This is a genomic window from Kribbella solani (assembly GCF_014205295.1).
GTDB classification, from domain to species: Bacteria; Actinomycetota; Actinomycetes; order Propionibacteriales; family Kribbellaceae; genus Kribbella; species Kribbella solani.
This window is the reverse complement of the sequence record NZ_JACHNF010000001.1, coordinates 3,933,330-3,945,651: the sequence shown is the minus strand read 5'-3', so window position 1 is coordinate 3,945,651 and position 12,322 is coordinate 3,933,330. Positions and strand designations below refer to the sequence as shown.

Here is a 12,322-nt window from a genome sequence, read left to right as displayed (position 1 = left end):
ACGAGGGGAAACCATCATCATGCGTGCTCAGTTCGTGCGTCGTACCGCCGCCGCTTTCGCTGGTGTCGCCCTGGCCGCCGCCGGCCTCGGCGTGGCCGGCGCCCTGCAGGCCAACGCCGCCACCACTCAGGTCGCGGCGGTCAGCACCCCGGCCGCGGCGAAGTCGATCACGATCAAGTCGGACAAGGTCACCGCGAAGGCCTGGGCGAAGGTCTCCTTCACCGGCAAGACCTCCGGTATCGCCGCCAACACCGTGGTCCAGGTGCAGCGGCTGGAGAACGGCAAGTGGGTCAACTTCCCGGCCACCACCAAGGTGACCCGGAGCGCGACCTACACGGTCTGGGTACAGAGCGGCCGGGTCGGCGTGAACAAGTTCCGCGTCGTCGCCGCGAACACCGCGTCCGCGCCGGTCTCGGTGACCATCACCAAGTAATTGGTGGGGCCAGCAGCAAGCGGCGCCACTCCCCAAGGGGCGGGGAGCGGCGCCGCTTTGGCATGTACTGGATGCGTACTAGTGCGTGCCGTACACGTTCAGCTCGGCGGCGGAGCCGAAGACGGCGCCGTTGAGCGAGCTGGTCCCGACGAACTTCAGGTACCGGCCGGATGTGGCGGTGAAGTTGACCCGCTGGGCGTCGCGGGAGTTCGGGAACTCACCGGTCGCCACCGGCGTACCCCAGTTCTGGCCGTCCGCGCTGACGTAGATCTCGTAGCCCTTGAACATCCCGTTCGTACCGCTCTGCCTGGGCAGGTAACTGAATCCGTTCACCTGGTACGTCGAGCCGAGGTCGAGCGTCAGGTGATGCGGGTACCCGGCCGGCGTACTGACCTCGGACCAGGCGGAATGCCAGATCGTGCTGGGATTGCCGTCCAGTGCGGCGGTCGCCGCGCCGCCGGTGCCGACGTCCTCGCTGCTCACGTCCGCGACCTTGATCCGCGACTGCGGCACGATTCCCGGCGGTAGCACGGTGGCCTCGGCGCCGATCGTTGCCCGGCCGCCGCTCGCCGTCAGCGGGTACTTGCCTTCCGGCGTTCCGGCCGGCGGGGTGACGTCCCACGTGGTGGTCACGCTGGTGCCTGCGGCAACGGACGTGTGGGTCGCCGGCGTGATTGCCGTGACGGTCCAGCCGTCCGGCGCGGTGAGGCCGAGCGTGATGTTGTTCGCGGCAACGACATCGTTGTTGGTGAACTTGGTCGTAACGGTGTTCGCCTCGCCGGAGACCAGACCGGTCAGCCCGGACACGGCCACCGAAGTACAGTCGGCCGGTTCCGAGGTCGTACCCAGATCGGCGACGGCGAAGTTGTCCAGCACGAAGTCCGCCTGGTCACCGCCGTCGGTCAGCTTGCGCAGTCCGACCCAATAGTCACCGCCGCACCCGGCAACGAACTCCTGATCGAAGGTCGCCTTCGTGCGCTGTTCGCCGATCGGCGTCGCCTTCACCTCGACCGACCCAGGGCGATCCACTCCCTGTACCCAGGCGTACTGCCCGGCGCGGCCGCTCGCGTAGTCGAAGCTGACCTTGTACTTGTGTCCGAGCTGGAAGTTCACCGTCCACGGCGCGGTCCGGTATACCAAACCTTCGTTCTCCTCGTGCGACTTGAGCGACCAGTTGCCATCGAGTACGTCGTCGACGAGCTTCCCGTTCCAGCCTGCCTGGGTGTACGGCGCGTGCTTGGGGGCGAGCACGGTCCGCGGATCGGTGACGCCACCCGCATCGCCCTTCAAGAACGGACCCCAGCCCTGGTCGACATTCTCGAAGTCGTCCACCAGCCCGCTGCCCGGTCGCGTGGTTTCGACCACGCGCACATCGTCCAGCCGTACCCGGGCCGCTCCCGCGACCGCACCGATGGTCAGGTCGGCGGTGCCGCCCTTGGCTTGGAAGACGACGCGCGCCCGTTGGTAGTACCCACCGTGTTTGTCGTCGGCGGCAACCAGGTTCTGGGCAGTCGACCTGGACACGACGTTCTTGACCCCGTCGACGCTGATCGTCGTCGGGCGGGACTTGCCGGGCTCGACCTCGATCCAGGCCGACGCGCTGTAGATGCGGCCGCGCGTCAGTCCGGTGATCCGCTGGCGCAGGGACGAGGCCTTGCTGCCGAGGGACGCGACGTGCTGACCGTTGTCGAGGGTGTCGATCTTCGCGCCGCCGGCCGGCTGCCAGGCGGAGAGGTTGCCGGCATTGAACCCCGGGTCCTGTACGTGGCTCCCCGCGCCCCAGTTCGCCGGACGTGGGGACGGCGCGGCTACCGGGTACAGAACGTACGGCTTGCCCGCGACCGCGTCGAGCGTGACTGAGCCCTGCTTGGCCCGGACGGTGGTCGGGTGCGCGCGGCCGGTGTCGGTCAGTTGATAGGCGGTGAAGCTGCGGACATCGGCGAACGCCGCGGGCAGTTGCCAGGTGGTGCGCCCGCCTGCCGGGTTGTAGTGATACAGCTTCTTGTTGTTGTCCCACGGCAGCAGGTACTTGTCGCCGTCCAGCACCTTCACGGCACCCACGTACGCGGTCCGCTTCCCGTTCTCGACCGCGCCGCGTACGCCGCCGGTGAAGGTGATGTCGTTCGCGTTCCAGTCCATGATCTTCTGCTGCTGCAGGAACTTCGCCGGCAGGTTGCGCTGCCAGATGTTCTGGTAGAACGCGTTCCAGTCGGTCTCGCCGGTCCAGCCCTCGAATTCGACGATCGCGGACTGACCGAGGATCGGGTCGTTGTTCCAGACATCCTTCTCGTGGTTGCGGACGAACCGGATGATCTTGCTGTTCAGACCTTTGTTGGTAGCGCCACCGTAATCAAGATCGTTCGCCCAGTGCGACCACAGCGACGTACGCTCGTGCCGGTCGGCCCACTCGGTCGCGATCTGCCAGCCCTGGCCGGCCAGCTGCCGGGTCAGTCCGTCGGCAAGCCAGCCGGACTGGTAGTACACGTCGATGTACAGCTCCTGCAGGTTCTTGTCGGTCTCGTCGCGCAACTGCTGGAACCGCTTCACGATGTTGCCGGAGGCAAGATCCGGCCGTTGCTTGATGTAGTAGCTCTGGTTCAGCCAGTTCCAGCCCTTGGCGTTCTTGTCGACCAGATCCTCGCTGAACGCGTTCGCCTCCGGGTACGACTCGGTCGCGTTCACGTGTACGCCGAATGCCGCGTTCCACGACTTGCCCTGTTTCAGCAGGGTGTTCAGGTCGGTCAGGCCGCCGGCGCGGGTGTTGTAGTTGCCGCCGTAGTCCGGGTGCGCGGAATCGTGGCCCTCGGCACCGTATCCCTTCAGGATCGCCATTTGGCCGAGACCGTCGGTGGCGAGCGAGATCCGTTTCACGTCGTCGAGGGTGCGCAGAAACGGATGCGTCGCCTGGCTGGCGAAGTTGAACGGGATGTGCGTGATCACCCGGTCCTTGACCTGGTCGCCGCCCTTCGGCTCGGTCATGATCGAGCGGAACGCGATCGCGCCGTCCTCCCAGTCCACCGTCCGGTCGTGGTTCGCGTCCGGCGTCACCACGACCTTGGCCCACGGCAGCGGCTCGGTGTACGGCGCGGTGTCGGCCCGGTACGTCCACTGACCGCTCCAGACCCCTACCCGCGTGCTGCCGTCGCCGCCCTTGCGAGCGCGATGCCAGAACCGGGCGCCGTCGTCCACGGACTGACCGGCCGGCTTGTCGTACACCGAGTTCGACTCGATCCCCGCCGCCAGCCCACTCGTGTTGACGAAGGCGTACGCGGCGCCGGTCGCAGCCGTCTCGGCAGGCGTACCCGCGGTCACCGGCGTGATCTTGTCCGCCGTCCTGGTCGAGTCCGGGTCGAGCGTGGTGAACGCGGTGGTCGCACCGGCATCCGTACTCGCCACCGAGACCAAGTCGTGGTCGGGGATGTCGATCGTGTGCACGCGGCTCGCCTCGGTGTCGCGGACGGCGTCGATCGCGAACGTCGTCACCCGGCCCTGCACGCTCAGGCTCGCGTCCAACTCGACACCAGGCAGGGCGTCGAAAGTCAGCGTGTACGCCGCGCGCCCGCCGCCGACCGCCGGGGCCGCGGCGAGGTGCGCGGTCCGGGGTACGCCGTCGATCGTCACGGTCGAGATCGCGTCCGGCTGACCCCCGAGGGCCTGTCCGGAGGCGTTGTCGACGTACTTGACCACTCGCGGGAAGTTCGCCCCGACGGTGACCGTCAACTCCGCGGACCGCAACGTCAGCTCACCGGTCGAGCCATCGGATTTCGCGCCGTTCGCCTGGGCCCCGGTCGGCAGGCTGAGGGCGGCGGCGGTGATCGCTACAGCCAGTACTCCACACCCCACTGAACGTTTCATGTCGAGAAAGTTCGCACGTAAGCGCGAGCTCGTCAAGAGAAACGAACACTAATGAACAGATCGGATCATTCTGAAGATTTTTCACGGTTTTCGCCGTGTGGGAAAAGAAATACAACATCAACTGCCGATGCTGTTGAAAAACTTCCGGCGGTCGTGGTTGATTATCGCGGTAGGTAGTCGCCCGACTACCGATAACGAGCGAAGGGTCATCACCATGAGCCTGACAGCATTCGAGCTGGACCTCGACGTCATCCCCGCGTCGGACCCGGCCCTGCACCGGCCGGCCCGGCCGGAGGACGCCCGCGACGTCGACGAGCGCAGCGGTCTGACACCGACCACGGTGAACACGTACGCGGTCGGCATGGCCGCGTGCGTCCCGTGCTGCTGACGGCCGGCTGACCGGTAAGGCGCCCGTGACACCAGCAGCAACGCCAGCTGGGAGTGCGGCTGGTGCATCAACCGGGACCCGAACCGCTGCACCAGTTGCGAATGCGGCCGGTGCACCGTCGGACGAGTTTCGGCCGGGCGCCTTCGGGGTGCTGCGGCTGGCGGCCGCTCCCGCCGCCGCCGCGGCACCGACCCGGACCGCACCCGACCCCGCCACCGCGACCGCCACCGAGCTCAGTGCCTACTTGCGCGAGGTACTGGCCGACGCATCGTTGCTTGAGGCAATCGAACTGTCCAGCTCGTCCCTCGCGGCTTCTCTGCAACGGATTCTGGCCGGCGCGGACCTGGACCGCGCCAAGCTGGAACGCGCGGTCCTCGCGACCACCCGCTACCTGCTGCGGATGACCGGCCGCCCGACCCCGTTCGGCCTGCTGGCCGGAGTCGCGCCGGTCACCTTCGACAGTTTGAGCAGTTCGGCGAAGGTACGGATCGGGTCGGCGCACACGCGACAGGTGTTGCCGGACGAGGGTTGGCTGCACGCGGAACGTCGCGGGCAGTTGCCTGAGCGAGTGGTTGCGAACAGCCTTGCTGTCGTACGCGGGGATCGGCTGGTGTTGCCGTATCTCCGGAAGCTCACCGAGGACGAGCCTGGCCGCGAACTGTCGCTGGCGAACTCGGAAGCAGTCCAGTTCATCCGCACGGCGGCTCGGCGGCCGATCGCGTACGAGGTCCTCCGCGCCCGCCTGTTGGCGGCAACCCCGGATGCCACTCCGACCGATGCCGACAAACTACTTGGTCAGCTGATCACCCGGGAGATCCTCCTCGGCGAGTATGCGGATGTTGGTGATGGTGCGGTGGTGCAGGTTGACCTGCGGGTGGATGCTGACGTGCGGCTGCCGCAGGCGGTTGCCGATGAAGCCGCGCGGGTCGGTTCGTTGCTGTGGCGGCTGTCTCCACCGGGCGACGGGTTGCCGGCGCTGGCGAGTTACCACCGGGCGTTCCTTGATCGGTACGGCACCGATCGGGTGGTTCCGGTGCTTGATCTGCTGGACCCGCAGGTGGGGCTGGGGCCGCCTGCTGGGTACCGGATTCCGCTGGGTGAACGCGGTGGTTCGGAGATCCCCAGCAACACCTGCTCGGCAGCCCGAGACCAGGCTCTAGCAGCTGCTCTTGCCGAAAACGCAGGCACTCCTGAGCTCGTCCTGGACGATGAATTGGTCGAAAAGCTGGTCGTGGGGAGGGGCGCGCAAGGCGGTGGATCGGGCGATGCGCACGGTGGGTCGCGCGACGCGGGTGATCGGGTGCCGGATTCGCTCGACTTGTGTGCTCAGGTGCTGGGTGAGTCACCGGAGGCGCTGGAGCGCGGCGAGTTCTTGCTAGCGGCAACCAGTGGTTCGATCGCGGCCGGTGCGATGATCGGCCGGTTCGCCGGCCTGCTGGGCGTTGAGGATGCGTTGGGCGAGCTGTACGACGTACCAGGTCCGCTGCCCGTGCAGTTGAAGTTCGCGCCGTACGAGCCGCGCTTCGGCAACGTGCTTCGGGAGCCGCAAGTACTCCCGCACACCCTTGCTATCGGCACCTTCGCCGACCCGGACGACCCGACCGTCGTGGACGTCCGCGACGTCTGCGTCGGGACCACCGGTGAGCGGCTGTACCTGTTCTCGAAGCGGCTCGGCCGGGAGCTCGCCGTCGTACGCCCGAACATGCTCAACGTCGTCACCGGCGCCCCGAACGTGGCCCGCTTCCTCGCCGCGGTCGGTCTGGCCGGGCGCCGGTTCTGGACGCCGTGGCAGTGGGGCCGGCTGGAGGTCATGCCGCGGCTCCCGCGCGTACGCTCCGGCCGCAGCATCCTCGCGCCCGCGTTGTGGCGTACGGATCCCGAGCTGGCGACTGTCCGCGACCAGGCCGAGTGGGATGCCGCGCTGGACCGATGGCGCGAACGTTTGGCCGTACCGGACGTGATCCGCGTCGGCATGTTCGACCATCACCTCGACCTGGATCTGCGGGTGCCGCTGCACCGCCGATTGTTGCGCGACCAGCTGCGCAAAGAACCATCGTCGGTGGTGAGCGAGACGCTCAACGCGTACGGGGTGACTGCTGGTCATGCCAACGAACTCGTGGTGCCGTTGGTGTCGGTCGCGGAACGGCCTGAGGTGGGCGCCAACCCGTCGTGGCGTACGGCCGATGAGCGCCCGTCGCGTTACCTTCCCGGCGGTGAGTGGTTATCAGCGAAGATCTACCTGGCGGCGGATCTGCAGGACGCGTTGCTGGCCGGCGCGGTTCGGGAGTTGGTGGCGCGGATGGGGGTTGATCGTTGGTTCTTCCTGCGATACCGCGACCCGGACGCGCATCTGCGGATACGGTTCCGGCATGGTGATCCGGCCGTGCTGAACGCTTGGGCGGCCGAGCTGGTGGAGGCTGGGCGGATTCGGACGGTGGTGCTTGACGAGTACGAGCCGGAGGTGGCGCGGTACGGCGGCGCGGAGGTGATGGCGGCCGCGGAGGACGTGTTTTGCGCGGACAGTCGGGCGGTGCTGGAGCAGTTGAGCTTGCGGGCCGGCCGGAAGCTCGCGATGCCGGTTGAGTGGTTGGCGGCGTTGAATCAGTTGGATCTGCTGGCTGGGTTCGGTGAGTTGGAGCAGTGGTTCCTGGAGACGTACGCGATCGAGTTGGCTAACGCTGTCTCGCCGAAGGAACGGGCTGATTTCGTCAAGTTACAAGGTGATTTCCAGGCGTTTGATTGCTGGGGGCAACGGAGGGCGGCGGTCGAGCGGTACGCCGGGGTGAGCATGCCGGCGGTGATGAGCGTGCTGCATCTACACAACAATCGCCTACTTGGTACGGACAGAACACTCGAAAGACGAGCCTACGGACTGGCGAGAGCCGCCCTGAAGCGCCGGCTCGACAGACAAAGGCACATGTGATGAAGCCGGTGGACGCACTTCCGGCGGAGGTGGTGGAGGAGGGTGGGGTGGCGGCTGCTCGGGCTGGGCGGATGGTGGAGGTGGGTGGGTTGGCGGCTGCTCGGGCCACGCGGGTGGGTGAGGTGGTTGGGGAGGTTGCTGGGCGGTTGCGGGATTTGGACTCGGTGGTTGCGGCTACTACTGCCAACGGTGACGTGATCGACATCGCGGACCTGAAGTGTCCGCCTTGGGATGTGACGACCTTGTCGCGGGGGCCGGGGGCGTTGGCGATCTTGTTTGCGGAGTTGGGGGAGCGGGAGGTCGCGCACGAGTACTTGAGCCGGACCGTCGCGGAGTCGGCGGCGTTGCCGGTGGCGGGGGCGCTGGAAGGACTTGGCGCGTTGGCTACGGCGACGCGGATCGCGGCGCGGGAACCAGGCGATTACGCGAGCATTCTGACCAGGCTCGACGACCGGATGAGCGAGCACGCACGCTGGCTGGTGAGCGTCCATCAAGCCACCCGCCAGGCGCAAGTACCAACCTGCGCCGGCGTGGTCGACGTCGTCAGCGGACTGGCCGGTGTCGGCCGTTACCTGCTCGCCCGCGAGCGGCACGACGTACTCGAGGAAGTCCTCACCTGCCTGTCCTCCCTTCGAGAACCCTTGAAAATCGACGGCATCGAGGTCCCCGGCTGGTGGTTCGACGGTACCGAGAAGACCATCGTCGGCCCTGGGTTCGAACGCGGTCAGGCCAACTTCGGCCTGGCGCACGGAATCCCCGGCCCGCTCGCCCTCCTCGCCCTTTCCTGGTCGGCCGGTATCCGCGTGGACGGCCAGGCCGAAGCGATCACCACCATGGCCGACTGGTTGCTCGATCGCCGCGAATCGGATGCGTACGGCAACTACTGGACCGGCTTCGTGCCACTCGACGGGTACGCGAACCGCGACCGCCGCCCGCGACCACAACCGGCCCGCGCTTCCTGGTGCTACGGCGCACCCGGCATCGCCCGCGCCCTGGACTTCGCGGCGGACGCGCTGAACCGCCCGGACTGGACCGCCGCCGGACTCGACGCCTTCCGCTCGCTCCTGGCCCGGCCGATAGACGACTGGGGCATCACCGACGACGCGTTCTGCCACGGCTGGGCCGGCATGCTCTACCTCTGCGTCCTCTTCGACCGCAGCCACCCCGGCCAGGAGTTCGGGCCGGCCGCGGACCGCCTGGCCGACCGGCTGATCGAACGCTTCGACCCGGCGCTCCCGTTCGGTTACCGCTACTACCAGCCGGTCGCCGACCTGCACCTAGACCTCCCCGGCCTGATGGAAGGCGCAGCCGGCATCGCGCTTGCGCTGAGTGCCTACGCCCGCCCACCCCGTACCGACTGGGACTCGGCCCTCCTGCTCAGCTGACCGCCGGCGTGATCCGTCCGGTCACCTCGCCGAGGCCCAGCCGCGATCCGTCGCCAACGTTCGCCCAGGCCGCGATCGTGACCACGTCACCATCCTCGAGGAACGTATGTTCCTTGCCATCGACAACCAATGGCTCGCGACCACCCCAGCTGAGCTCGATGAACGAGCCGCGCTGATCCTTCGCCGCTCCACTGACGGTGCCGGAGGCAAACAAATCACCGGTACGGACACTCGCGCCATTGACGGTCATGTGTGCAAGCATCTGCGCAGGCGACCAATAGATGTCCTTGTACGGCGGCGTGCTGACGAGGTGCCCGTTCAAGTACACCTCGAACGTGATGTCGAAGTTCATGAGCCGAGATCCGTTCAGGTACGGAAGCACGGCCGGGTCCTGTACCGGAAGTGGAACGGCGGCGGCGGCGAGTGCGTCCAGCGAGATCACCCACGGCGAGATCGACGTCGCGAAGGACTTACCCAGGAACGGGCCCAGTGGTACGTACTCCCAGGCCTGCAGGTCGCGGGCGGACCAGTCGTTGACGACCACCACCCCGTACACATGGTCCTCGAAGGCGTCCACGGAGACCGGTGCGCCGAGCGTGGACGGCGTACCGACGACGTAACCCAGCTCGACCTCGATGTCGAGTCGCTGGGACGGACCGAAGACCGGGGCGCTCGCGTCCGGTGGTTTGCGCTGACCGGACGGGCGGACAATGTCGGTGCCGCTGGCAACGATCGTGCCGGCGCGACCGTGGTAGCCGACCGGGAGGTGCTTCCAGTTCGGCAGCAGTGGTTCGGAGTCCGGGCGGAAGAGGCGGCCGAGGTTGGTCGCGTGCTGTTCGGAGGCATAGAAGTCGACGTAGTCGGCGACCTCGAACGGCAGCTGCATGCTGACCGCGGACTGCGGGATCAGATGCGGCTCGACCGTGTCGCGGTCGTTCTCGTTGCGGACGAGGTCGAGCAGCCACTCCCGCGTGGCACTCCAGGCCGGGCGGCCGAGGGCGAGGAACGCGTTCAGCGTCGGCTCGGCGAACAACTGCGCGCCGTCCAGCATCTGCGCCGACGCGACCGGCGCGAGATCGATCACCTGATCGCCGATCGCGGCACCGACCCGTGGCTCCTCGTCGCCGTACCGGAACACGCCCAGGGGCAGATTCTCCGGCCCGAACGGCGAGCCGTCCGGGATGTCGATCCAGCTCATCGGGCGTCCTCCATCAGCTGCAGTGTGACCAGGTCGTGCCGTGGTTCCTCGATGCTGCAGGAGCCGAAGGACGTGAACCACCGGCGGGTGCCCGCGGCCTGGTCGTCGGAAAGCGCACGCGCCCGCGCGGCGAGCTTCGCACCGTCGCGACTGTCCAAGAGCTCGACCAGCTCATCGTGGGCGCCGCCGTCGAGCGAGGCGCGGGTCGCCAGCAGTACGTTGAGGAAACCGTGGTGCTCGAAGCCGGTGCCGGCGGCGGTGTGGCGTACGGCGTTGTGCAGGCCGGCCGTGCATTTGAACGCGACTTCGCGGTCGAGGCAGGCGGTGATGAAGGACGCGACCTGATCGCTCGAAGGGAAGAGCGCCGCGTCGAGCCCGCCGGTGCGGAGTTTCGCGGCGTACCCGGCGTCGGCGACCACGTCCAGCGCGCGTTCCCAGGCGCCGTCCAGGCCGAGCTCCACGTACGCCATCTCCTCGTCGAGGCAGTCGTCGCAGACCCGGACGACCCGCAGCGCGTTCCGGGACAGGTCGTCCTCGTCGCGCAGCCGGACCTCGACCGCGGTCACCTCGACGTCCTTGGAACGGTCACCCCAGCGCACCGCGGGCTCGATCCCGCCGGCGCCACCGGAGATCACCACGGACACCCGCAATGCGCCGGCGCCGGATTCGGCGCGGGCGTGCTCGGCGACCTTCATCAGATCCTGGTCGGTGCAGACGAGCGGACCGACCAGCTCGGCGTACGCCGACCGCAGGTGGGCCCGGTGGGCGGTGACCGCTTCAGCCAGTGGCAGGTCGCCCGGCGGGAACATCGACGCGTCGTCGACCAGGTGCCGGAACAGGGCAGGGACGGTTGACATGACCAAGAGCCTAACGGATGCTTTCGGTAAGCGGACGCAAGCGTTCGAATAGCGAACACTCGGGAGCGGGACAGATGGCGTTCTACCGGCAGGTCGGGGAAGTTCCACCCAAGCGGCACACCCAGTTCCGGAAACCGGACGGTGGCCAAGGATCGGGGCTGTACTACGAGGAGTTGATGGGCGAAGAGGGGTTCTCCTCGGACTCGTCCCTGCTGTACCACGCCGGTGTACCGTCCGCGATCGTCGACTCCCAGGTCTGGGACCTGCCTGACCTGGCCACTGTCGCCAATCACCCACTCACCCCGCGGCATCTGAAGCTGCACGACTTGTTCGCCGACACCTCCAAGGCGAACGCGGTGGAGGACCGGAGGCTGGTGCTCGGCAACGGTGACGTCCGGATCTCGTACGCGGTCGCCGAGCAGCCGTCGCCGTACTACCGGAACGCGATCGGCGACGAGTGCGTGTACGTCGAGAAGGGCAGCGCGACCGTCGAGACGGTGTTCGGCGTCCTGAACGCGATCCAGGGCGACTACGTGATCATCCCGCGCGCGACCACGCACCGCTGGCTGCCCGGACCTGGCGGCGTCAGCGCGTACTGCATCGAAGCCAACTCGCACATCGCGCCGCCGAAGCGCTATCTGTCGAGGTACGGGCAGTTCCTTGAGCACTCGCCGTACTGCGAGCGGGATCTGCACCCGACGAGTGAGCCGCTCGTGGTCGAGGGCACCGACGTCGAGGTCCTGGTCAAGCATCGCGGCAACGGCGCCGGCGGGATCGTCGGCTCGCGGATGACGTACGCGACGCATCCGTTCGACGTCGTCGGGTGGGACGGGTGCCTGTACCCGTACACGTTCAACGTCAGCGACTTCGAGCCGATCACCGGGCGCGTGCACCAGCCGCCGCCAGTACATCAGGTGTTCGAGGGGAACAACTTCGTGGTCTGCAACTTCGTGCCACGCAAGGTCGACTACCACCCGCTGTCCGTACCGGTGCCGTACTACCACTCGAACGTCGACTCCGACGAGGTGATGTTCTACTGCGGCGGCGACTACGAGGCGCGGAAGGGTTCCGGGATCGGGCTCGGGTCGATCTCGCTGCACCCCGGCGGGTACGCGCACGGCCCGCAGCCGGCCGCGATCGAGGCATCGCTGGGCGCCGAACGCTTCGAGGAACTCGCGGTGATGGTCGACACGTTCCGCCCACTCGAGCTCGGCGAGGGCGGCCGCGCGGTCGACGACGGCGTGTACGCCTGGACCTGGGCGGGCCGCCGCCGGAGCTGACCG

General features: G+C 67.7%; 8 protein-coding genes. 5 read left to right on the top strand and 3 right to left on the bottom strand.

All coding sequences use genetic code 11. The features are described 5' to 3' along the window. Positions 1-19 precede the first annotated feature (19 nt). On the top strand, positions 20-433 hold the full coding sequence (locus HDA44_RS17870) for a hypothetical protein (RefSeq protein WP_184835852.1): 414 nt from the start codon (positions 20-22) through the stop codon (positions 431-433). A gap of 78 nt (positions 434-511) precedes the next feature. Here HDA44_RS17870 and HDA44_RS17865 read toward each other — a convergent pair whose 3' ends face one another. Continuing rightward, positions 512-4,288, bottom strand: a complete 3,777-nt coding sequence (locus HDA44_RS17865; protein ID WP_184835850.1) for an endo-alpha-N-acetylgalactosaminidase family protein — start codon at positions 4,286-4,288, stop codon at positions 512-514. Positions 4,289-4,502: 214 nt separating this feature from the next. Here HDA44_RS17865 and HDA44_RS17860 point away from each other — a divergent pair, with 214 nt between their 5' ends. The 3 genes from HDA44_RS17860 to HDA44_RS17850 all read left to right on the top strand — a co-directional run bounded on the left by HDA44_RS17860 (position 4,503) and on the right by HDA44_RS17850 (position 8,984). After that, positions 4,503-4,676, top strand: coding sequence for a hypothetical protein (locus HDA44_RS17860; RefSeq protein ID WP_184835848.1), 174 nt, complete (start codon positions 4,503-4,505; stop codon positions 4,674-4,676). Between the two features lie 148 nt (positions 4,677-4,824). Next, positions 4,825-7,599 carry a thiopeptide-type bacteriocin biosynthesis protein gene (locus HDA44_RS17855; protein ID WP_184835845.1) on the top strand — a complete coding sequence of 925 codons (2,775 nt, stop codon included), beginning with the start codon at positions 4,825-4,827 and terminating at the stop codon, positions 7,597-7,599. Continuing rightward, the gene (locus HDA44_RS17850) at positions 7,599-8,984 is read left to right on the top strand and encodes a lanthionine synthetase C family protein (RefSeq protein ID WP_184835843.1); all 1,386 of its coding nucleotides are present in this window, start codon (positions 7,599-7,601) and stop codon (positions 8,982-8,984) included. Before HDA44_RS17855 ends, HDA44_RS17850 begins: the two co-directional genes overlap by 1 nt. Here the strand turns inward: HDA44_RS17850 and fahA are convergent. Further along, positions 8,977-10,182, bottom strand: coding sequence for a fumarylacetoacetase (gene fahA, locus HDA44_RS17845; RefSeq protein WP_184835841.1), 1,206 nt, complete (start codon positions 10,180-10,182; stop codon positions 8,977-8,979). The genes HDA44_RS17850 and fahA overlap by 8 nt on opposite strands. Beyond that, entirely contained in the window at positions 10,179-11,039 is an 861-nt protein-coding gene (locus tag HDA44_RS17840) for a hypothetical protein (protein WP_184835839.1), read from the bottom strand. Before HDA44_RS17840 ends, fahA begins: the two co-directional genes overlap by 4 nt. A gap of 74 nt (positions 11,040-11,113) precedes the next feature. Here HDA44_RS17840 and HDA44_RS17835 point away from each other — a divergent pair, with 74 nt between their 5' ends. Further along, complete coding sequence (locus HDA44_RS17835) at positions 11,114-12,319, top strand: homogentisate 1,2-dioxygenase (RefSeq protein ID WP_184835837.1); 1,206 nt, start codon at positions 11,114-11,116, stop codon at positions 12,317-12,319. Positions 12,320-12,322 lie beyond the last annotated feature (3 nt).